This window comes from Longimonas halophila (assembly GCF_002554705.1).
GTDB classification, from domain to species: Bacteria; Bacteroidota; Rhodothermia; order Rhodothermales; family Salinibacteraceae; genus Longimonas; species Longimonas halophila.
Genome location: NZ_PDEP01000001.1, coordinates 463102 through 485812 on the forward strand (window position 1 = coordinate 463102; position 22711 = coordinate 485812).

Consider the following 22711-nt stretch of genomic DNA (forward strand, 5'->3'; position numbering starts at 1 on the left):
TAAGGATCATTGACCAGGAGGGCATGGCTGCATCGCTGGGGCTTTGTGATGATCAGGGCGCGCAGGTACGGATCCGCGCGGCTGTTTGGCCGCATATTTCCGAGGATGGCCGAGTTCGGTAAGCAACTGGCGCCGGTGATAGATCTGCATGAGCAGACTCACTTCCCATAGCGGGAGGCCCTCATCCTGAAGATCGGGTCGCTCGAGTGCACGTCTGAGTCCTAACTTGAAGTACCGCGAGACCAGTCCGCTGACAAGCCGAATCGGAGAGACGGAGACGCAATTCCAGTGGTAGTCGATGTATCCTTGTGAGCGTCCAACCCGTTCCACGGCCTGGAGGTAGCTTCTTCGAGAGAGGCGATCCGCGCTGCAGTGGTGTTCGACAGCCACATCGAACGCAGACCTCACGCGAAAGCCAGCGTGTTTGATTTGCTGTGTAAGAAGGGTTTCTTCCCCTAACCCCAGTACGGACCCGGGACCGAGATTTACGTCAAAACCGGACACGGTGTCGAAGACGCGTCGGGCAATGGCCATATTGGCACCTACAAGACGCCGGGGCGAGGCGTCGCTGAGGGCCGAAGTGGAGGCCAGCAATGCTGTCATCCAGGGATTTCCCTGCTGCCAGGAACGCTCAAGGTGGGGAGCAAGGGCTACGCCGCCAGCTACAGCATCGGCCCGCCCCGAGCGAATTGGCTCCGTCATGCCAACAATCCAGTCGGCTGGGACGCGCACGTCGTCGTCTGTGAAAAGCAAGATTTCGCCGCGGGCCTGGCTCAGAGCGGTATTGGCCGCGTAGGCTTTCCCCAGATGTTCTTCCTTAACGGTGTGGACATCAAACTGACTGGTTTTGAATGCCGCAATCACCTGTGGCGTGGCATCGGTTGAAGCATTATCCACAATAATGCACTCAACGATCCATCCAATGGGGATATAAACGTTGGCCAGTGACCGCAGGGTGTCGCGCAGGTCCGTGGCCCGGTTTCGTGTGCATATAATTATGCTTACATTGGCAGTCGCTGACTTCATATTACTTCGTTATGTAAAGCCGAGTGGAAGACCTGGACACGAGAGCAGTCGTGCAGAGCCCTTAGGGAGTGATTAGCGTCTGGACCAAGAAGTTAAGTGGATCTAATGTCACTGCAACAAAGGTAGTACAAGCACCGAAGCAGGGGAGCGGCACTAACCGATGCACATAATAGATTGTAGGCTTCCTACTATGAATGGGGCTTGGCGCATGTCGATGTCGCTTTTGGCGCATGCAGGCCAACGGGCTTTCACCCCAAGATGGACGCGCCCGGTGCAAGGATCTGCAAGGCGTTTTTTTTGACCGCATCCCCTGTACCCATGATTTTACCCCCTGTATCGCATAGCTGGCTGCCTTGGTGGACCAGTGTGGCCACGCGTCCGCTACGCCCGTGGTGGCCGCACACCTGGTGGCGTATGGAGGCATCGCCCGCGCATCCCCCCACTGTCTACCTCACGTTCGACGACGGGCCCACCGCCATTGCAACCGAGGCGCTCCTACGCATCCTGCGCCACTACGACGCCCGCGCCACGTTCTTTCTGATTGGGCATCACGTACAGGCGCACCCGCAGCGCGTGCGCCGCATCGTAGAAGCTGGACATGCTGTGGGAAACCACACATTTACGCATGTGGATGCGTGGCAGACTGCACGCTCTACCGTGATTCGCGAACTGGAAGATACTGCCCGGGTCATTAGAGCGCACACCGGAGGCCCTGTGCCGCTGCTTCGCCCTCCCTACGGGCACCTGACGCCCGCGCTCTGCCGCTGGGCCGGACGCCACGGCGCCCGCGTAGTTATGTGGGACGTGATGCCTGCCGACTTTCAGCGCGGGGCGTCGCCCACATCGGTGGCGCGCTTTACGACCGCGCATGTGCGGTCCGGTAGCATTGTGGTGCTGCACGACAACCCAATGACCGAGCCCGTCACGCTACAGGCACTGGAGGCCATCCTGCGCTGGGGCACGGCCCGCGGCTGGCGTTTTGAAGCGCTGCCCACACCCACGACAGGGCCCTGAGAACAGGTCTGTGCACTTGTTTACTGTAACTGATCTTTCAGCGTCTGTGCGCGGCGACGGCTCATGGAAAGCACCGTCTCGCTGCCGTCCACAAATACCTCGAACGTGTTGTTGGGCTGTCGATTGATGCGGGCCACGTGGTTTACGTTCACGATAGTAGAGCGATGGATACGGACGAAGTGCGCCTCAGGCAGTTGGGCCGTCCACTCGTTGAGGGTGGTCGTAGTCAGCGCGTTGGCTCCGCCGTCAAGGTAAAGAGTCGTGTAGTTCCCCGATGCACCGATGTAGCGAATGTCGGCAATACGGATGAAGCGAGGCTGGTGGCCTTCCTCGTAGAAGAACAGATCGTCGTACCGGAATGACGCACCGGATTCGGCATCGTCCTGCGGAAGTGCGTCGTCCGTGGCACGCACGCGGCGGAGCGCTTCGGCGAGACGGTCGGGCGCCACGGGTTTGAGGAGATAATCCAGCGCATTCACCTCGAACGCGCGCACGGCATACTGGTCGTGCGCCGTCACAAACACTACCTGCACGGGTGTGTCAATGCGAGCGAGCAAGTCAAAGCCGGTTTCGCCGCGCATCTGCACATCCAGTAGCACCACGTCGGGGGCCGCCTCATCAATCAGCGTGGCGGCTTTGTCAACAGTACCGGCCTCGCCGACCACCGTTGCGTGGTCCTGCTCAGAAACCGTGTTGCGAAGGGCCTTGCGGGCGAGCCGCTCGTCGTCTACAATGAGGATGCGGAGAGCATCAGCCATGGTTTGTGCTGTTTGTTCGTGCAGTGGGGTCAATCTCAATGCGGGCGTGCACCCAGCCGTCGTCCTCTGTTAACGTAAAGCGATGAGCCGTAGGATATTGCGCCTGGAGACGGGCTCGTACGTTGCTGAGTCCGGTGTCGGTGCTCTCGTCAGTGGGCGCATCTGTACGTAGATGACCGGTGTTGGCGACTTCGATACGGAGGCCGCTCTCAGCCATTGAGGCCGTCAGGTGGATGCGCAGTGGGAATGGGCTCGTATGCTGGCCGTGCTTGATAGCGTTCTCGATCAGGGGGAGCACCAGAAACGCGGGGACAGTCTGATGCGCCGCTTCCGGATCCACGTCGACCGTGACTTGAAGATCGTCTTCAAAGCGCATGGTTTCAATCGCGAAATAATGCTTCACGGCCTGGACCTCCTCATCGAGCGATACCATGAGCGTGTCCTCGTCGAGGAGCGAGTATCGCAGAAAGCCCGATAGCTCGTGGACGGCCTCCTTCACGCGGCGTGGACTCTCATCAGCGAGGGCGTTGATGGTGTTGAGCGCATTGAAGAAGAAATGCGGATTGAGCTGGTAGCGAAGCATCTGCAGTCGAGCGCGCTGGGCCTCGGCATCCGCCTGTAAAACACGCTGTTGCTGCACCTGTCGCTCGTACCAGAAGGTAATGCCCAGATAGCTGCCGCTCCATACGAGTAGCACCATCGGAAAGGCCGCCGGGTGCGAAAGCAGAGAGCCCTGTCCGGGTAGTATTCCAACGTAGGAGAGCACAGGCAGTGCAAACGGATCGATGCGGGTTGCGCCCCAGTGATTTACGCCCGCCCACGCCAGTCCAGCGCCGATGGAGCCGAGCCCGAGAGACAGGCTTTGCCACCCCAGATGCCACTGAGATACGCCCAGCATGTAGTAGGACCAGCCCAGTAGTGAACTGAAGAGCAGGCCCGACCCGGTCGCCCAGAGCGCCTGCTGCAGCACGATGCCGGGAAACGGGTTGTAGGGCTGCAGTGTGACGTAATAGACGGTCCCGTAGACCAGCCAGCCCATAAGCTGTAGGGTGCCGAGTCCGATCCAGCGTGCGCGTTCATTGCGCAGGGAAAGTGGCATAAGCGATAGGAAAACTATAGAAAGCGGGGTGTGCGCATCCTAAACATGACAACGCGAGCCGATAGATACGACATTGAATTGGGTGAGCGGTTCGTATGCTGGACGAACGGTGCATCTGATCGCTGATAGGTAGATACAACACATAGTCATTATTCACTGACCTGCCCGAGAGCTTTAGCTATGCGGATTCGACAGATTATGTACGGGTGCGGGTGGCTGGTGCTGTGCAGCATGCTGGCAGCCTGCGGGCCATCGGAGGAGGAACAGGCCTACGCAGAGGAAGCCCAAGAGTCCGCCACTGAATGGCTTGCGCTGGTCGATGCCAAGAAATACGAGGCTTCATGGTCAGAAGCAGCTGGTTTCTTCAAGACCCAGATTACAGCGGAACAGTGGGCTCAGATCGTTGAACAGGGCCAACGTCAGCTTGACCTCGGATCGTTTGAGGGCCGCACGCTAATTGCCGCCCGCTACACCGATTCGCCGCCGGAGCAGCCGCAAATGAGCGAGCTATCCGGACAGGCACCGGAGGAGTACGTGGCGATTCAGTATCGGGCCGACTATGGCAAGACAGTGATCGAAACGATAAAGCTTACGCGAGAGGATGGTGCATGGCGCGTTATAGGATACCACATCCGACCGAAAGATGGGTGGCCGGGTCCGTAAGCGGCTGTGTATCGTGCATCTACACATTGCATCCCAAAAACGAAACCAACCCATGCAAATTATACAACGACTTATAATTGTTCTGGCCCTCGCTACACTCATGCCGTGGACGTTGCCTGTGCACGCCCAATCGTCCGATGCCGTTGTTGGTTCATGGCAGGGGCAGTTGGAGGCGGGGGGCACCGAGCTTCGCGTGCTATTTCATATCGAACAGGAGGACGATAGCCTCTTTGCCACCATGGACAGTCCCGATCAGGGCGTTACAGGCATTGCCGTACCGGAGGTGCATGTGCAGGATGACAGGCTCATGTTTGACGTGCCTGAGATCAACGGAGAGTATGTGGGCACGATGACGAATGCGGAGACCATTGAGGGCTCGTGGACGCAATCGGGGCAGTCGTTCCCGCTAACGCTAACGCCGACCGATGAAAGCACGTCGGAGGCACCGGAGCGTCCGCAGCACCCCGAGCCGCCGTATCCGTATGTGGAAGAAGAGGTACGCTTCCCAAACGCCGAGGACGACTTCACGCTGGCGGGCACGCTCACCTATCCAGAAGACGAGGGGCCGCATCCGGCCGTGGTGCTGGTAAGTGGATCGGGGCCGCAAGACCGCAACTCTGAGTTGATGGGGCATCGGCTGTTCCATGTGCTGGCTGATCACCTGACGCGGCAGGGCATTGCAGTACTGCGCTACGACGAGCGCGGGGTAGGCGAATCGGAGGGGCCGTCGTTTCCGGCATCGACCACCGAAGCGTATGCACGTGATGCGGCTTCCGCGGCGCGGTTTCTGAAAGAGCATTCGCGCGTGGATGCCGAGCGCGTGGGTCTGATTGGACTGAGCGAAGGTGGACTGGTAGGGCCCATGGTGCACACCCAGCACGAGCCGCTCGCATTTCTGGTGATGATGGCCGGACCAGCGGTGCCGGGGCGCGACATCCTTGTTGAGCAGACGGCGCTCATGGCCGAAGCCCAGGGCGCGTCAGCATCGGCGGTCGATTCGATGCGCACGACACAGCAGCGTATGCTAAACGCGGCACAGAGCACGCCCGATTCCGCGGCCGTTGCCGACACGCTACGAACGTTGTTTGAGGCGCAGGGCGTGCCTGAAGAGCAGCGCGAGACGCAGATTGAGCGACTCACTACACCGTGGTTTACGTTCTTCCTGAAGTACGATCCCCAGCCCGTGCTCACCCAGCTCGACATTCCGGTGCTTGCGCTGTTTGGCTCGAAGGACTTGCAGGTGCCCCCCGAGCAGAACGCCGAAATTATGCGTAATGCCTTAGGGGAGAGTGCAAGTCCCAACGCCACGGTCGAAGTGATCGACGGACTGAACCATCTGTTCCAGCCTGCTGATACAGGTGCATTCAGCGAGTATTCCCAGATCGAAACGACAATGGCGCCCAAGGCGCTGCAACGTGTGTCAGGCTGGATACGAGGGCAGGCGGAGGAGCAACAGTAGAGGGCACGCATAAGAGTTGCACACTTGGTTTCGATTGTCTTAAGTTCTTGAATAAGGATGAGGCAGAGCCGTTGGGGAGCACCACACACATTCCCCTTCAACCGAAGGGAGAGACAAACGAAAGAGCCCTGCCTCCACCTTCTCCCCTGGAGAGGGGAGCTGTCGCGCCACCGACTGAGGGGTGGATACGTAGATGTCCGGCTTATGAGGATGGCTAAACAGGTGCGGGCCTCGCAATGAGATGATATTCGTGAGCCGCAACTGCGCAAGTCCTACAGAATTGAGCACGGTGCCGTGGCCGACACGCCAGTATCGTTGTCACGAACTTATTCACCGCTATGAATACGCAAACATCAAAGTCGGATCACACTCCTGTACACTACCGCCATACCCAGCCGGGCTACGTAACAGTTACTGCATTACTGGCAGGAATGCTTATCACGTATAGCAGCTTCATGAGTGAAGAAGGCCAACTGGGGATGTATGGTATTGCTCTGACCAGTGGCCTGGGGCTGCTCACCGTGTTGTTTTCGAGCCTGATCACAGAAGTTACTGACCAAGAATTCCGGTTCTACTTCGGTCCGGGCTTCTGGACGCGCACGTTTCCGCTTGATACAATCCAGAGCGTGGAGGTCGTACGCAATCCCATCTGGTACGGCTGGGGCATCCGCTACACGCCTGCAGGGTGGCTCTACAACGTGTCGGGGCGCTCGGCGGTCGAGATTGACTTGGGCACCGAAGGAGTGATTCGCGTGGGCACGGACGAGCCCGAGCAACTGGCGCAGGTCCTGACGCGGCACGTTCCAACTGAATCATAGGTTCAACCCAAGTTGGATTCTGCGATTTTATGTTCACACAAAGCGATGGCGTCATCCCCCTGGGCCACGGGTGCCGTGAAACGTGCCGCGCGGGGCCTCAAACGTGCCCGTAATGGTGCCGCCCATCAGGTTGGTGACCTGAAACGTGCCTTCGATGCGGTCCTCGGTCACACTCCGGATGGTAAGCAACCCCTCCGATGTGGACACGAGCATCGTCAGGCGCTCGCTATCCGCAGCATTGAGTTCACCACCCAGGGTAAAGTCCTCATCGTCGAGAGGTCCCCCACGCGACAGGGTGCTGAAGCGATGGGTTCCTGTTGACGGCACCCCACCGGTACGGGCGATCCACATCCAGTCTGCGCTTTCCTCGTACGACTCGTCGTAAAGATACAAAGCGAAGGCCTCCGTCCCACCGCGTAGGCTGTCGATGCCTGTAGCAAAATGGGCGTTGAGCGTGACGGAGCGGTCTATCTCGGGGCTCTCCAATTGGAGTTCTGCCGAGCCTTGCGCCTGGGCGGACCCAAAAGTCAGGAGGAGAACAAGGAACGCGAAGCCGATACCCGTTTGAGTATGATGAGACATAGAGAAATCCTTGGTCATGTTAAGGGATATGCAAATGAGCGATTAAGGACAACGTGCAAGACAGCGTGCACGGTATAGAGTCTATACACGTAAATGTGAAGGTTTGGCATAGGGTGGCATTGTTGTTTCAGTGTGTTGTTTCGAGATAGGCATTACGACGAAGTATGACGAGGCCATCAGGTAAGCCGCCTCGTACCCGATCCTACTGTCAGGCAACTCTTGGAAGTCTGCTCGGCAGATACAGTGGGGCGGGTCTTGATGAATGTCCAGAGCTAAATATTCCATCTTGGATATCCCTACGCGAAAAGCGCGCAAACCCTTGTATCCCCAGAAACTAAATGTTACGACAACGTAGAAATAAAATCCCAATGCGATCTGACCGACCCCTGTACCATCCTTCCACGTCCTATGCCTAACTTTCAACTGAACGACGACCCGTTCGACGCCCGCGACACGTTTGATACGGGCTCGGGCGAGGCGTATCTCTATCGCCTGAGTGCCCTTGAAGATGAAGGGTACAAGCTCGACCATCTGCCGGTGTCTATTCGCGTCCTGCTGGAGGCGATGCTCCGCGAGTGCGACGGTACGCTCATCACCGAAGACAATGTGCGCCGCTTCGCGCAGTATGACCCGAGTGCGCCTGCCGAAGAAGAGATTCCGTTCGTGCCTTCACGCGTGCTGCTTCAGGACTTTACCGGCGTGCCCGCTGTCGTTGACCTGGCGGCGCTGCGCTCGGCGATGGACCGTCTGGGCGGCGACCCGAACGAGATCAATCCGCAGGTGCCCGTACATCTCATCATCGACCACTCGGTGCAGGTCGATCACTTCGGCACCACCGAAGCGATCAAGCTCAACTCCGAGATCGAGTTCAAGCGCAACCGCGAGCGCTACGAGTTTCTGCGCTGGGGGAGTGAGGCCTTTGAAAACTTCTCGGTGGTACCGCCGGCCAGCGGCATCTGTCACCAGGTGAATCTGGAGTATGTGGCCCGAGGAGTGTGGACGCGTCCCACCAACACGGGCATCGACCTGGCGTATCCCGACTCACTTGTGGGTACCGACAGCCACACCACCATGATTAACGGCCTGGGGGTGCTGGGCTGGGGCGTGGGCGGCATTGAAGCCGAAGCCGCCATGCTCGGTCAGCCCATCTACATGCTGATGCCGGAAGTCATCGGTGTGAACATGACGGGCGAGTTGGCCGAAGGCGCCACTGCGACCGACCTGGTGCTCACCGTCACCGAAATGCTGCGCGACTACGGCGTCGTGGGGCGCTTCGTGGAGTTCTTTGGGCCGGGGATGCAGACGCTCACGGTGCCCGACCGCGCCACCATCGCAAACATGTCGCCCGAGTACGGCGCTACGATGGGCTTCTTCCCCATCGACAACGAGGCGCTCAACTACATGCGTCGCACCAACCGCTCGGAAGAGCAGGTGCAGCTCGTGGAGCGCTACTGCAAGGAGCAGGGCCTCTTCCACACGCCCGACACACCCGCGCCTGAGTGCCTCGACGTGCTGGAGCTCGACCTGAGCAGCATCACGCCGAGCGTAGCCGGACCGAAGCGTCCGCAGGACCGCATTACGGTGCCGGAGCTGCCGTATGAGTTCAACGAATCGCTCACCCGCGAGGCCGGGCCCGTCGGCTTCGGGCTCGACGAGGACACGCTCGACAGCACCGGCGCGTACGACGATGGCGAACACCAGCTCGACCTGACACACGGCGACACCGTCATTGCGGCCATTACCAGTTGCACGAATACGAGCAATCCTTCGGTGATGCTCGGGGCCGGACTTATCGCGAAGAAGGCGGTCGAGAAAGGGCTTACCGTGCCGCCGTACGTGAAAACCAGTCTGGCGCCCGGATCCAAGGTCGTTACCGACTACCTGGTGGAAGGTAACCTGATGCCGTATCTCGACCAACTCGGGTTCAACACGGTAGGATACGGATGCACCACCTGCATCGGCAACTCGGGACCACTCCCGGAGCCCGTCGAGAACGCCATCAAAGACGGCAACCTCATTGTGAGCGGTGTGCTTTCGGGCAACCGCAACTTCGAGGGCCGCATCCATTCGCTCGTGCAGGCCAACTACCTCGCCTCCCCCCCGCTCGTGGTGGCCTACGCCCTGGCCGGCACGGTGGACATCGACCTGACGAACGATCCCATTGGCACCGATAACGCCGGTGAGCCGGTCTATCTGGAAGACATCTGGCCCTCCAGCGACGAGATCAAGGCGCTGGTGGACACCGTTGTGAAGCCCGAGTTCTACAAGGAGGAATACGAGGGCATCGAAGAATCGAACGAAACGTGGAATAACATCTCGATTCCCGAAGGCTCGGTGTACGACTGGGACGACGAATCCACCTACATCCAGGAGCCGCCGTTTTTCATGGACCTGACTCCTGAGGTGCCGCCGATTACGTCGGTCGAAGGCGCACGCGTCCTCGTGAAAGCAGGCGACTCCACCACGACCGATCATATTTCGCCAGCCGGTGCGATCCCGGAAGAGTACCCGGCGGGTGAGTACCTCAAAGAGCGGGGCGTGAAGCCGTACGAGTTCAACTCCTACGGTGCACGGCGCGGAAACCACGAGGTGATGATGCGCGGCACGTTTGCCAACATCCGCATCAAGAACGAGCTGGTGCGCGATGAAGATGGCAACGTTCAGGAAGGTGGTGTTACCCGCAACTTTCTGAACGACGGCGAAATCACGACCGTCTTCGATGCCGCAATGGACTACATCGACAACGACGTGCCGCTGGTTGTGCTTGGTGGCAAGGACTACGGCATGGGCTCCAGCCGCGACTGGGCCGCGAAGGGCACCATCCTGCTCGGCGTCGATGCCGTGATCGTAGAGAGCTACGAGCGCATCCACCGGTCGAACCTGATCGGCATGGGCGTGCTGCCGCTCCAGTACAAAGACGGCGACACCGCCGAATCGCTCGGCCTCGATGGCACCGAAACGTTCGACATCCCGCTTAACGACGACCTCGAAGCGGGGCAGGATGTGGAGGTCATTGCGACGAAGGAAGACGGCACGGAAGTCCGCTTCACGGCGGTCAATCGCTGCGATACGCCGATTGAGGTAGAATACTACCGCCACGGCGGCATTCTGCACTACGTGCTGCGCGACTACCTGAGCAATGCACCGGTGGCTGCGTAACACGGGTCCATGCAGCAAACGCTGCACATGCGATACACAAAAAAACGCCCTGCTTCTCGTCATGAGAGGCGGGGCGCTTTTTTGTTGGGGTGCTTCAATGTTTTCGTTGGAGGCGGCTGAACGATGCATTCAGATTAGGAACAAGCTCGTTCTCATCTATTCTAATTGCATCGAGCAACTATTCAATTGATCAATTGACAAATGAAAATTGAAGCTAAGCGCGCCTTCAAAGACGAGATCTATGAGCAGTTTGCGCGTATCGGTAAGGCGTTTTCGAGCGCCTCGCGGCTGGAGCTGATCGACCTGCTGGCGCAGCGCGAACGCCGCGTGGACGATCTGGCTGAGGAGACGGGCATGTCGGTTGCAAATACCTCGCGTCACCTGCAAGTGCTGCGCCGTGAGCGCCTCGTGCAGCGTCGTAAGGACGGCACGCGTGCGTTCTACACCCTGGCTGATCCGTCAGTCTACCGGGCGTGGCGGGCGCTGCGCGCGCTGGCAGAGACGCGGCTGGCCGAGGTGGAGACCACGGTGCAGCACTACCTGACGGACCGTGCGTCTATGACGGCGCTCTCGGCAGAGGAGCTTAAGACGCGGCTGGAGCGCGACGATGTGATTCTGCTCGACGTGCGTCCGGAGCCTGAGTACGACGCCGGGCACATTCCCGGAGCCCGCTCTCTACCCATTGACGAACTCGCCGCGCACATCGAGGCGCTACCCGGGGGGCACGAGGTGGTGGCGTACTGCCGTGGACCGTACTGTGTCTACTCGGATGAGGCCGTGCGTCGTCTGCGTGATCGCGGATATGAGGCGCACCGTCTGGCCGGAGGACTCCCCGACTGGGCGGCGGCGGGCCATCCGGTTGAGCGCACCGCGGCATAGGGCCCTGCCCTAACGAATCCACCATCGCTGCACTCCCACTATCACGCCACGTCCTGTGGATACTGTAAAACAAGGCATTCGTACAAACTGGAAGCAATTTGCGCTTCAGATCGTCACTGTGTTCGCGGTTGGACTCACCATGGGTGCAGAGCGCAACGTGGTGCCCATTATGGGCGAGGAGCTCTTTGGCGTCACTTCGTTCCTGGTAATCGGCTCTTTTGTGGTGAGCTTCGGCATCGTGAAAGCCGTTCTCAACCTCTACTCGGGCAAGTGGGCCGATGTCTACGGGCGCAAGCCGGTGCTCATTGCCGGGTGGCTGTCGGCGCTCCCCATTCCGTTCCTGCTGATCTATGCGCCCAGCTGGTGGTGGGTGGCCGCCGGTAATGTGCTGCTTGGGGTGAACCAGGGCGTAGCCTGGAGCATGAGCATGACCTCGAAGATCGAACTGGCCACTCCTGAGGAGCGGGGCCTGGCAGCGGGTATCGACGAAGCGTTTGGATACACCGGCGTAGCCATTGGCGCATGGCTCACCGGCGTCATTGCCACGCACTACACCCTGCGTCCAGAGCCGTTTTACTTTCTGGCTGGCGTTATTGTGGTAGCCCTGCTCATCGCGCTCTTCCTGATCCAGGAAACCCTTCCGTACGCTCAGCCCGAAGCCGCCCGCGAGGCCGAGCGTGACGACGCCCGCACCGACGCCGACCTTCCGTTCTGGGAGATCGTGAAGCGCGCCACGTACAAAGATCTCACGCTGTTTGCAGCAGCGCAGGCCGGACACGTCGAAAACTTTGTCGATACGCTGGTGTGGATTGCCTTTCCGCTGTTTCTTATCGGACAAGGGCTTGATCCGGCACAAGTTGGTGTTGTTGTGGGGATACACAGCGGCGCCTATTTCCTGCAAGTGTATACCGGACGCCTGGGCGATCAGATCGGGCGGAAGCCGCCCATTGTGGCGGGGTTCTTCCTGGCCGGCGCCGGTATCGCGGGCATGATGTGGGTCGACAGCTACGCCGGCTGGATGCTCTTCTCGGGCCTATCGGGCATTGGTATGGCACTGCACTACCCGAACCTGATTTCGGTGGCGAGCGATGCCGCCCACCCGCTGTGGCGGTCGACCGGACTCGGGGTCTATCGCATGTGGCGTGATCTCGGATACGCGGTGGGGGCGGTTCTCATCGGGATTACGGTGGATGTGTTCTCGATCGAAGCGGCGTTCTATGGCACCGCTGCTGCCATGTTTATCTCGGGGGCGTATGTGGTCTGGCGCATGGAAGAGACCCATCCGGTGTTCGGGACGCATGCGTCGTCGGAGCGGTTGAGCGCCTGAGTGTTGAAGCTGGTACGCACGTTGTTCACTGCATCCAAGCGATGCGGAAATGGGGAATGGTGCAGGGGGCATGGTGCCTTCAATGTTGCGACGTATGGGGGAAGGAAGACGCTGTGTCGCATCCTCCTGAAACCGTGCGGATGTGCATAACAAAAAAACGCCTCGCTTCGAAGTGGAACGAGGCGTCTGGAAATAGCAGCCTAATAGAAACCTGACAGGTCTGCGAGACCTGTCAGGTTTGAAAGTGACTTACTCCGCATCCGGCGCGTTATCCATCTGTGCTTTCTGGAGTTGGCCGGAGTAGTCGACGTACACCGTTTTCGTCTCCGTATAAAAATCGAAGACCTCCCAACCGCCGTCGCGGTGGCCGTTGCCGGTGCCTTTCACGCCGCCGAACGGCATGTGGGCTTCGGCGCCGATAGTGGGGCCGTTCACGTAGGTGATGCCCGCCTCCAGGTCGTGCATGGCACGGAAGGCGTTGCGCACGTTTTCGGTGTAGATGCTGGAGGAGAGTCCGTAGTCGGTGTTGTTGGCGACCTCAACGGCCTCCTCGTACGACGATACCGTGAGCACGCTGAGCACAGGGCCGAAGATTTCCTCCTGAGCCAGTCGCATGTTAGGCGTCACGTCGGTGAAGAGCGTGGGTTGGAAGAAGTAGCCGTCGTCAAGCGTCGGATCATCGGGCGTGTCGCCGCCAAAGACGAGCGTGGCGCCTTCGTCGGGGCCGATCTCCATGTAGGACTGTACCTTCTTGAGGGCATCCTCGTTGATGAGCGGGCCCACATCGACGCCGTCTTCGCGTCCGTCGCCGAGCGTGAGGTCTTCGGCGGCCTCCTGGATGCGGCTAACGAGCTTGTCGTGCACGTCTTCGTGGACAATGAGGCGGCTGGTGGCGGTGCAGCGCTGTCCGGTGGTGCCGTACGCGCCCCAGAGCACGCCTTCAAGGGCCAAGTCGAGGTCGGCATCCTCCATCACGATCATGGGATTTTTGCCGCCCATTTCGAGCGACAGCTTCTTGTTGAGGCGTCCGCACGTTTCGCCGATCTTCGTGCCGACTTCGGTGGAGCCGGTGAACGAGATGGCATCGACCGAGGGATGCTCAACCAGTGCGCCGCCGACGGTGCCGTCGCCCTGCACCAGGTTCACGACGCCGGCGGGGAGCCCCGCATCCGCAAATACCTGAAGCAAGAGCGCGCCGCAGTGGGGCGACTCCTCGCTCGGCTTGAACACGACGGTGTTGCCCGAGGCAATCGCCGGAAAGATCTTCCACGTGGGCACAGCCACCGGGAAATTCCAGGCCGTGATGATGCCGCATACGCCCACGGGACGGCGGATGCTCATGTTGAACTTGTCGGGCAGCTCGCTCGGCACGGTGTGTCCGAACAGGCGGCGCGTTTCGGACGCAGCGTAGTAGGCGGTGTCGATGGCTTCTTGCACGTCGCCGCGCGTTTCGCTGAGGGGCTTGCCCATCTCGCGCGTCATGGCATCGGCAAGGTCGTCCTTACGCGCCAGGAGCAGGTCGCCAATGCGTTTCAAGATGCGTCCACGCTCGGGAGCAGGCGTGCTCGACCAGCCGTCGAACGCGCGCTGAGCAGCGGCCACGGCGTCGTCTACATCCGCCGGACCCGAAGCCGGAAAGTGTCCCACCACGTCTTGAAATGACGCCGGATTGCGGCTGGCAAACGTCTTGCCGGTTGCAGCAGCCTGCCAGGTGCCATCGATGTAGTTTTGAAAGAGGTCAGCCATAAGCAAAATAGAATGTAGCAATGAGGATACGAACGGTAGCTGCAGTATAGCCGATGCCGGATGCGTTCTCAATGGAGGCGTTCGGATTATGCACGAAAAGCGCTTTTGGAGGTCAGGGCTGATGTCTAACGTCCGAGAGCGCTTCTCATCTCGGCAGGTGTCTGTCAACCGAGCCGGAGATGGTTCCACGACATCCACTCCGTAGGCTGTCATCTTGAGAGAGGCGCAGCCGAACCGAAAGATTTCCCTGGAGCCGGCAGAGCGTGCCACACCAGCACACGCATGTACAAACCGCCCGGATCTCCCTACCGTAGCAGCGGTACATCACATGCTTTGTGCTTTTCCCCAACCCCCACGCCGCTGCTTATGTCTGATGCCGCTGTCACCGCCGATCTGGAAACCTACCTCTCCGAACGCGTGCGCTCCACGCCGCCCAGCGGCATCCGGCGCTTCTTTGAGATTGCGGCGACGATGGACGACGTGATCTCGCTCGGTATCGGCGAGCCGGACTTCGTGACGCCGCAGCCCGCCGTGCAGGCCGGCATCGACGCGCTCAACGACGGCCAAACCAGCTACACTGCGAACGCCGGACGCGCCGACCTGCGCACGGCCATCTCCGAGGAGCTGTCCAGCCGCTACGGCGTGTCGTACGATGCCGAAGACGAAATCCTGAGCACGGTGGGCGTGAGCGAGGCCATGCAGCTTACCATGCTCTCGGTGCTCGACCCCGGCGATGAGATTCTCATCCCCGAGCCCTGCTTCGTCTCCTACGCGCCCACCGCGCGGTTTGCGGAGGCCAATGTGGTGCACGTACCCACGAGCGTAGAGAACAACTTTCAGGTGACCGCCGAAACGCTCGAATCCTACATCACGCCCAACACGAAAGCACTCTTCCTGGGGTATCCCAACAACCCCACCGGCGCCGTGCTGCGGCGCGACACGCTCGAAGACATCGCTGCGCTGGTGCAAGAGCACGACCTGCTCGTCATCTCCGACGAAATCTATGACCGCCTGGTTTACGGCGAAGCTCACGAGCGCGGCCACGTCTGCGTGCCCTCCATCGACGGACTGCGCGAGCGCACTATCCTGCTGGGCGGCTTCTCAAAAGGTTACGCCATGACGGGGTGGCGCATCGGCTATGCCTGCGCTCCGGCACCCATCCTGCGTGGACTCTACAAGGTGCATCAGTACATGATTATGAGCGCGCCCACCGTGTCCCAAATCGCCGCGCACACCGCCATCACCGAGTGCCAGGACGAGGTCGAAACCATGCGCCAGGCCTACGACGAACGCCGCCGCGTGCTGGTCGACGGACTCAACGAGGCGGGGCTCCCGACCTTTGAGCCCGAAGGCGCCTTCTACTGCTTCCCCGACATCCGCTCCACCGGGCTCACCTCCGAGGAGTTCGTGCAGCAGCTCCTCGAAGAAGAGCACGTGGCCTGCGTGCCGGGCGATGCGTTTGGTCCGAGCGGAGCCGGATATGTGCGCTGCTCCTACGCGACCGGGCTCGACGACGTCAAAGAGGCGGTCCGTCGGATTCAGCGCTTTGCCGCCAAGCATCAGAACGGATAATTCAAGTTGCGCAGTACAGCACTAACCTTCCACACTCTGTCATTCTGAGGAGCGAAGTGACGAAGAATCTCCCCCACTGACAGCAAAACAGGTGCGATAAGGAGATCTACTCGTCAGTCGCTCTGCTCGTGTTTCGACTCCTACCGACCGTTGTCGGTATCCGCTCAAAATGGCATCCCTGTAGGTTGCAACTTGGGTTGAATAATCGGACTCTGCAGATCCCTTTGCATCCCCAACCTGCTATGCGAACCGTACTGTACGTTCTGGGAGTGGCCGGACTTGCCGCCGGGCTGCATGTGCTCATTGGCTGGCCCGCTACCGCGCTGGCGGGAATGGCTGCCGCTGGGGCGCGCTACCCGGCTGTGGTGGGTGCGCTCGGCGTGGGATTGGCATGGACGGGCGGCGTGGCGTACACATTTGTGGTGAGCGATGCCGGAACGCTTGCGCTCCTCACATTTTTGGCGGATGCGACAGGCGGGGTGCCCCAGCTGGTGCTTGCGTTGCTTCCCACAGGCATCGGCGCGGTGTGGGGCGCGGCCAGCGGCGCACTGGGATCGGCGCTGTACGCCTGGATGAACGCATAGCCGGTGCGCTTGCAACTTGAGTTCGCTGTGATTAGGGAACGCACGGGTCGGCCCATCCATCCGAACACACGGCGACCGCATGGCGCATCCGCCAGCAAGAATCCGTTATTGCAAATAAAACCAGTTGCATTCATCTATGAGCCAGTACAACGAGCAAGACCTGGTCACCCTCTATGAGCGCACGGATGCGCTCGGGGGCTATCTTTGACCCGGCTGAGCGCGAAGCCCGCATAGCCGAACTGAATCAGGAGCGCCTCGACCCGTCGTTCTGGGACGACCCGGAACGCGCCCGTACTGTTGAGCAGCAGATTGCCCGTGAGGAGGAATGGCTCGATGCGTGGCAGGAGCTCCAGGAGCATGTAGAGACGCTCGAAACGCTTCAGCTGTTGGCCTCGGAAGAAGACGAGGACCTGAGCAACGAAATCGACGCCGAAGCCCGCACGTTAGAGCAGAAGCTCGACGACCTCGAAATGAGGAGCCTGCTCGACGGCCCCGACGACCACCGCGACGCCATCGTGACGATCAATCCGGGCGCGGGCGGTACCGAGAGTCAGGACTGGGCCAGCATGCTGCTGCGCATGTACAGCCGCTGGGCCGAAAAGGAAGGCTACGAAACCGAGATGTTAGGCTATCAGCCTGCCGAGGCCGCTGGCATCAAGAGCGCGACGTTTCGCGTTGCCGGCGACCATGCGTACGGCTACCTGAAATCGGAGCGCGGCGTGCACCGCCTGGTCCGCATCTCCCCGTTCGACTCCGACGGACGCCGCCACACCTCCTTTGCCAGTGTGTTCGTGTATCCCGAAGTGGATGACACCATCGAAGTGGACCTGAGCACCGGATCTACCGAGCTGCAAACTTTCCGCTCCGGCGGGAAAGGGGGACAGCACGTGAACAAGGTGGCCACCGGCGTGCGTCTCATCTGGAACGGCACGCTCTCGAATGGCGACGACATTGAGCTCGTGGCTGAATGCACCGAGGAGCGCAGTCAGATGCAGAACCGCGAGCGTGCCGAGAAGATGCTCAAGAGCCGTCTGTATCAGGCGGAGCAGGAGCTTCAGGAGCAGGCCCGCGAAGAGGTCGAAGCTTCGAAGAAGAGCATTGAGTGGGGCAGCCAGATTCGCTCGTATGTGCTGCATCCGTACACCATGGTGAACGATCATCGCACGGAGACAAAGTTCTCAAATGCCGAGGCGATTCTGGAAGGCGAAATTGACCCGCTCATCCAGGCGTACCTGACGCACGGCAAAAAGGGCATCAACCCGGTGGAGTCGTGAGTAATACGGGCTTCGTCGTGCTGGACAGTCGTGCTCCGTGACAGGGTGTGCATCGCAACTGCGTATGTCCTCACCGCAATGCCGCAACCGAATTTAGTATGCGTTGGTTACCAGCAAAACCCAGCACGCTCCTCGTCTGAAGTCATCCCGGACGTGATCCGGGATCCAGAATGTCCACCGCAGAACAAACCCTACGCATCCCCCTAACGAACAACGGGATATGGATACGATCACTCCACAGACCGACTTCCTCGTCATCGGCAGCGGTGTGGCCGGGCTTACGTTTGCGGTGAAAGCCGCCGCGTACGGACGCGTCACGGTCATCACGAAAGACGACCTCAGCGAAACCAACACCTCGTACGCACAAGGAGGGATTGCTGCAGTCGTTGATGAATCCGATAGTCCCGAGCAGCATCTCGAAGACACGCTGGATGCGGGCGCAGGGTTGTGTAATCCAGAGATTGTGTCAATCGTCGTGAACGAGGGGCCCAAGCGGCTCCACGAACTCATCGAGTGGGGGGCGCACTTCACCCGCACAAACGGCTCTGATGCGCTCCACCTGGGACGCGAGGGCGGCCACTCGGCCAACCGCATTGTGCATGCCGACGACGCCACCGGCGCCGAGGTGCAGCGCGCGCTCATGGAGCAGGTGCAGGCGCATCCGTCCATTGACCTGCACCCGCAGCACACCGCTGTGGATCTGCTCACCGAGCACCATCTGGGACAACACGTCAACCGCATGCGTCCGGATGTGCACTGCTTTGGTGCGTACGTGCTCGACCGCACTACGGGCACCGTGCACACCGTGCAGGCGCAGGCCACCGTTCTGGCGGCAGGAGGATGCGGACAAGTCTACCAGCATACCACGAATCCGCCCGTTGCCACTGGAGACGGCGTGGCGATGGCGTATCGGGCGAAAGCGCGGGTATCCAACATGGAGTTCGTGCAGTTTCATCCAACCTCGCTCTACCATCCTGATGCGGATTCCTTTCTCATCTCCGAGGCCGTGCGCGGCGAGGGCGGACGCCTCTACAACCGACAGGGCGAGCGCTTCATGCCCGAGTACGACGACCGCGCCGAACTGGCCCCGCGCGACATCGTGGCCCGCGCCATTGACGACCAGATGAAGCGCCACGGCGATGACCACGTCTGGCTCGACATCTCCCACAAGTCTGCCGAGGCAATCCGCGGGCACTTCCCCATGATTGCAGAGACGTGCCAGCAGTACGGCATCGACATTACCGAAGAGCCCATTCCCGTTGTGCCCGCTGCGCACTACATGTGTGGCGGCGTACAGACGGATGCCCATGGGCGCACCTCGATCAATCAGCTCTACGCCATCGGCGAGGTGGCGTGCACCGGACTCCACGGCGCCAACCGCCTGGCCAGTAACTCACTGGTTGAGGGGCTGGTGTTCGGACACCGCGCCATGCAGGTTGCAAAAGACGACCTCGATAACGCCCACACGCCGAAGTCCATTCCGGACTGGGACCACAGCGGCACGGAAGCGCCCGGCGAGGAAATCCTGATGACCCACAACCGCGACGAGTTGAAGCGCGTGATGTCGAACTACGTCGGCATTGTGCGCTCGGATGTCCGCCTGAAACGCGCCGCCCGCCGCATCCACCTGCTCTACGAAGAAACCGAAGCCTTCTACCAGGAGGCACACGTCTCCACGCGTCTCTGCGAGCTCCGCAACATGATCACCACCTGCTACCTCATCGTGCGAAGCGCCCGCATGCGCCGCGAGAGCCGCGGACTGCACTACACCGTCGACTATCCCGAAGCCGAGGCCACCGAGCAGCGCGCCACGCGGCTGTAGGAAGGTAAGGTCAGGCCGGTGCGGGCCCTGCCCTCACCTGCGTAGGGACACGGCGCGCCGTGTCCCTACCTCTGTCTGTTCGTCAGTCCCCGAACGTGCCCTGTTCGCAGTATGCCCATGCTTCCCGATTGGCAAACCGCTGTCGCAAAAGTCGGGAGCGCCCTCGTAGCCCCCGATGCCCGCGGCTGCTCCACGCGTTACCTGCTGCCTATTGCGCAGTGGATTCGGGAGCAGCGCGCACAGGGCAAAACCGTCATCGTGGTGTCGTCGGGGGCCGTAGCTGCCGGACGCGCCGCGCAGGGCCGCATGGATACGACCACGCCGCTCACCATCCCCGAGAAGCAGGCGCTGGCCGCCATTGGGCAGTCGCTCCTCATGCAGCATTGGAGCCGCCTCTTCGACGTACCGTGCGCGCAGGTCCTGCTCACGTACGACGATCTGCGCCGCCGCACGCGCTTCGTGAACGCCAAGAACACGCTCTCCGCGCTCATCGATACCGGCGCGCTGCCTATCGTGAACGAGAACGACACCGTAGCCACCGACGAGCTGCGCGTGGGCGACAACGACAACCTCGCAGCGTTTGTGGCGGTGCTTGCCGAGGCCGACCTCCTCGTGATGTGCTCCGACGTTGACGGACTCTACGACGCCGATCCCCACACCACGCCAAACGCCACCCGCATCCCCCGGGTCAACGCTATCGATGCATCCGTTCACGCACTGGCTGGAGGCAGTCATCACGCCGCCGCCACTGGCGGGATGCGCACCAAGATCGAGGCTGCCGAAAAAGCCACCGACCGCGGCATCCCCACTATCATCATCAACGGCAAAAAGCGCGCGTACCTCGACGCCCTGCGCAACGGACAGGTGCCAGGCACGCTCTTCACCGGAGCCGCACCTGCTCAGCAGCTCTCCAGCCGCAAGCACTGGATGCGCCACGCCCTGCCCGCCATCGGCAGGCTCTTCGTGGACGAGGGCGCTGCCCACGCGCTCCAGGAACAGGGCGCGTCACTGCTCCCATCAGGGATCATAGACGTGGAGGGCTCCTTTGCGCCGGGCGATGCTGTCATCGTAGCACGGCGAAGCGAAGGCACCACACAGCCCATCGCCAAAGGCATCGTCCAGTACAGCGCCGCCGATGTGCGAGCCATCCAGGGCAAGCACAGCACCAACATCGCCCGCGTGCTCAGTACCGCGCCCACCGACCACATCATCCACCGCGATGACCTCGTGTTGTTGTAGCACGTATGGATACAAAAGCAAGGGGATACGCAGCAGCGCCTGCTTCGTGCAAACACAGCGGCACAAGAGCGGACGCGCTGGGTACGGACATATAGCGTTCTCGCGTACAATCAGCGCCCAAACCCATGGCAGAGGCATCCCCCACAACCCATCGTTCCATCGAATCGCTCGCAGCGGAATGCAGTCAGGCCGCACGGCAGGTGGCAAACCTCTCCACCGCCCGCAAAAACCGCGTGCTGCAGCACATGGCCGATGCGCTGCTCGACCACCAGGCGTCCATCTTAGACGCCAACAACACCGACGTCTCCGGCGCCCGTGATGACGGACTCCCCGAGGCCATGATCGACCGGCTCGTGCTCAACGAGAAGCGCCTCCAGAAGATGGCCGCCGCCCTCCGCGAAGTCGCCAGCTTCTCGGATCCCGTCGGACAGATGTCGGCCACCACCACGCGTCCCAGCGGCATCGAAGTGGGGCGCATGCGCATCCCACTGGGGGTCATCGGCATGATCTACGAAGCACGCCCCAACGTTACCTCCGACGCCGCCGGGCTCTGCTTCAAAGCCGGAAACGCCGTGTTCTTGCGGGGCGGCTCCGAAGCCTTCCACGCCAACCACGCCATCGCCGATGCGCTGCACGAAGCGCTCGAAGCCGAAGACGTAGACCCCGCGGCCATTACGCTGGTGCCCACCACCGACCGCGCCGCTGTGCAAGAGATGCTCACATTGAACCAGCACATCGACCTCGTCATCCCACGCGGCGGCGAAGGGCTCATCCGTTTCGTCGACGAAACCAGCCGCATCCCCGTCATCAAGCACTACAAAGGCGTCTGCCATCTCTATGTGGATGCGCAGGCCGACCTTGACATTGCCGACGACCTGCTCATCGACGGCAAGACCTCGCGTCCGAGCGTGTGCAATGCACTGGAGACGCTGCTCGTGCACGAAGACGTTGCCGACACGTACGTGCCCCGGGCCTGCGCGCTACTCCGCGAGGCGGGCGTAACCGTGCGCGGCGATGAACAGGTGCAGGCTCGCGTACCCGATGTAGAACCGGCCACCGAAGACGACTACGCGGCCGAGTACCTCGACCTTACCATCGCGATGCGCGTGGTGGATAGCGCCGACACTGCCCAAGACCACATCGCCACCTACGGATCCAACCACACCGAGGTGATCGTGACCGACGATCTGCCTACGGCCCGCCACTTTGCACGTACTGTTGACGCCTCGGTCGTGCTCGTCAACGCGTCATCGCGCTTCTCAGATGGAGGCGAACTCGGGCTGGGCGCCGAGATTGGCATCTCAACCACCAAGCTGCACGCGTACGGTCCGATGGGCCTGCAGGCGCTGACCACGCAGAAGTTTGTGGTGTACGGAGCCGGAGAAACGCGCCACCCGGTGCCTGAGCGCACAGCATAGTGGAACAGGCTGCCCCTATGAATCCGTTATTGCAATAAGAATGATCACTGACAGCTAACAATTCAACACTGCACAATGAAGTGAACACCCGAGAGCCGTAAAATGGGGAGCGCCGCCCGGCGCGGATGTCTCTGGCACGAAGGGTAAAGGCGTGGCCAATACCACACACGTATGTGCAAATCAGTGTAACTGTGAGCAAACCTGTGCCCCGTCAGAAACAACCGGTGGGCAGGTAAAGTATTCGCTATCCACTGGGACCGAAATCCATCGAG

General features: G+C 60.8%; 18 protein-coding genes. 13 read left to right on the forward strand and 5 right to left on the reverse strand.

Going from position 1 to position 22711, the window contains the following annotated elements; all coding sequences use genetic code 11:
• Window positions 1-6: 6 nt before the first annotated feature.
• Window positions 7-1026: a glycosyltransferase family 2 protein gene (locus CRI93_RS01845; RefSeq protein WP_098060894.1), complete on the reverse strand. Its 1020-nt coding sequence runs from the start codon at window positions 1024-1026 to the stop codon at window positions 7-9.
• A gap of 318 nt (window positions 1027-1344) precedes the next feature.
• On the opposite strand from CRI93_RS01845, the gene CRI93_RS01850 reads away from it, so the two are divergent.
• Window positions 1345-2040: a polysaccharide deacetylase family protein gene (locus CRI93_RS01850; RefSeq protein WP_176521621.1), complete on the forward strand. Its 696-nt coding sequence runs from the start codon at window positions 1345-1347 to the stop codon at window positions 2038-2040.
• 20 nt (window positions 2041-2060) lie between these two features.
• On the opposite strand, the gene CRI93_RS01855 is transcribed toward CRI93_RS01850, so the two are convergent.
• Together CRI93_RS01855 and CRI93_RS01860 are read right to left on the reverse strand one after the other, a co-directional pair.
• Window positions 2061-2798 (reverse strand): LytR/AlgR family response regulator transcription factor, encoded by a 738-nt coding sequence (locus CRI93_RS01855; protein WP_098060896.1) that lies wholly within the window; start codon window positions 2796-2798, stop codon window positions 2061-2063.
• On the reverse strand, window positions 2791-3897 hold the full coding sequence (locus tag CRI93_RS01860) for a sensor histidine kinase (protein WP_098060897.1): 1107 nt from the start codon (window positions 3895-3897) through the stop codon (window positions 2791-2793). Before CRI93_RS01860 ends, CRI93_RS01855 begins: the two co-directional genes overlap by 8 nt.
• Window positions 3898-4077: 180 nt before the next feature.
• Here CRI93_RS01860 and CRI93_RS01865 point away from each other — a divergent pair, with 180 nt between their 5' ends.
• The 3 genes from CRI93_RS01865 to CRI93_RS01875 all read left to right on the forward strand — a co-directional run bounded on the left by CRI93_RS01865 (window position 4078) and on the right by CRI93_RS01875 (window position 6837).
• Complete coding sequence (locus tag CRI93_RS01865; protein WP_098060898.1) at window positions 4078-4560, forward strand: DUF4019 domain-containing protein; 483 nt, start codon at window positions 4078-4080, stop codon at window positions 4558-4560.
• Window positions 4561-4660: 100 nt separating this feature from the next.
• On the forward strand, window positions 4661-6019 hold the full coding sequence (locus tag CRI93_RS01870; RefSeq protein ID WP_176521622.1) for an alpha/beta hydrolase family protein: 1359 nt from the start codon (window positions 4661-4663) through the stop codon (window positions 6017-6019).
• Between the two features lie 338 nt (window positions 6020-6357).
• Window positions 6358-6837, forward strand: a complete 480-nt coding sequence (locus CRI93_RS01875) for a hypothetical protein (RefSeq protein WP_098060900.1) — start codon at window positions 6358-6360, stop codon at window positions 6835-6837.
• A 51-nt stretch (window positions 6838-6888) separates the two neighbouring features.
• Here the strand turns inward: CRI93_RS01875 and CRI93_RS01880 are convergent, their stop codons facing one another.
• Window positions 6889-7419 (reverse strand): hypothetical protein, encoded by a 531-nt coding sequence (locus CRI93_RS01880; protein ID WP_141491521.1) that lies wholly within the window; start codon window positions 7417-7419, stop codon window positions 6889-6891.
• A gap of 408 nt (window positions 7420-7827) precedes the next feature.
• On the opposite strand from CRI93_RS01880, the gene acnA reads away from it, so the two are divergent.
• From acnA to CRI93_RS01895, 3 genes are all read left to right on the forward strand, one after another.
• Window positions 7828-10578 (forward strand): aconitate hydratase AcnA, encoded by a 2751-nt coding sequence (gene acnA, locus CRI93_RS01885; protein ID WP_098060902.1) that lies wholly within the window; start codon window positions 7828-7830, stop codon window positions 10576-10578.
• A gap of 201 nt (window positions 10579-10779) precedes the next feature.
• On the forward strand, window positions 10780-11457 hold the full coding sequence (locus CRI93_RS01890; RefSeq protein ID WP_098060903.1) for an ArsR/SmtB family transcription factor: 678 nt from the start codon (window positions 10780-10782) through the stop codon (window positions 11455-11457).
• Between the two features lie 55 nt (window positions 11458-11512).
• Window positions 11513-12784: an MFS transporter gene (locus CRI93_RS01895; protein WP_098060904.1), complete on the forward strand. Its 1272-nt coding sequence runs from the start codon at window positions 11513-11515 to the stop codon at window positions 12782-12784.
• Window positions 12785-13033: 249 nt separating this feature from the next.
• On the opposite strand, the gene CRI93_RS01900 is transcribed toward CRI93_RS01895, so the two are convergent.
• Window positions 13034-14530 carry an aldehyde dehydrogenase family protein gene (locus CRI93_RS01900; protein WP_098060905.1) on the reverse strand — a complete coding sequence of 499 codons (1497 nt, stop codon included), beginning with the start codon at window positions 14528-14530 and terminating at the stop codon, window positions 13034-13036.
• 366 nt (window positions 14531-14896) lie between these two features.
• Here CRI93_RS01900 and CRI93_RS01905 point away from each other — a divergent pair, with 366 nt between their 5' ends.
• From CRI93_RS01905 to CRI93_RS01930, 6 genes are all read left to right on the forward strand, one after another.
• On the forward strand, window positions 14897-16102 hold the full coding sequence (locus CRI93_RS01905; protein ID WP_098060906.1) for a pyridoxal phosphate-dependent aminotransferase: 1206 nt from the start codon (window positions 14897-14899) through the stop codon (window positions 16100-16102).
• 242 nt (window positions 16103-16344) lie between these two features.
• Complete coding sequence (locus CRI93_RS01910) at window positions 16345-16686, forward strand: hypothetical protein (protein WP_098060907.1); 342 nt, start codon at window positions 16345-16347, stop codon at window positions 16684-16686.
• A gap of 136 nt (window positions 16687-16822) precedes the next feature.
• A protein-coding gene (gene prfB / locus CRI93_RS01915) for a peptide chain release factor 2 (RefSeq protein WP_098060908.1) occupies window positions 16823-17960 on the forward strand; the annotation gives its coding sequence in 2 pieces (ribosomal slippage) (window positions 16823-16891 and window positions 16893-17960; 1137 coding nt in all).
• 220 nt (window positions 17961-18180) lie between these two features.
• Window positions 18181-19782: an L-aspartate oxidase gene (gene nadB, locus CRI93_RS01920; protein WP_098060909.1), complete on the forward strand. Its 1602-nt coding sequence runs from the start codon at window positions 18181-18183 to the stop codon at window positions 19780-19782.
• A gap of 117 nt (window positions 19783-19899) precedes the next feature.
• On the forward strand, window positions 19900-21021 hold the full coding sequence (proB, locus tag CRI93_RS01925) for a glutamate 5-kinase (RefSeq protein WP_342752063.1): 1122 nt from the start codon (window positions 19900-19902) through the stop codon (window positions 21019-21021).
• Between the two features lie 125 nt (window positions 21022-21146).
• Complete coding sequence (locus CRI93_RS01930) at window positions 21147-22439, forward strand: glutamate-5-semialdehyde dehydrogenase (protein ID WP_098060911.1); 1293 nt, start codon at window positions 21147-21149, stop codon at window positions 22437-22439.
• The last annotated feature ends 272 nt before the right edge of the window (window positions 22440-22711 follow it).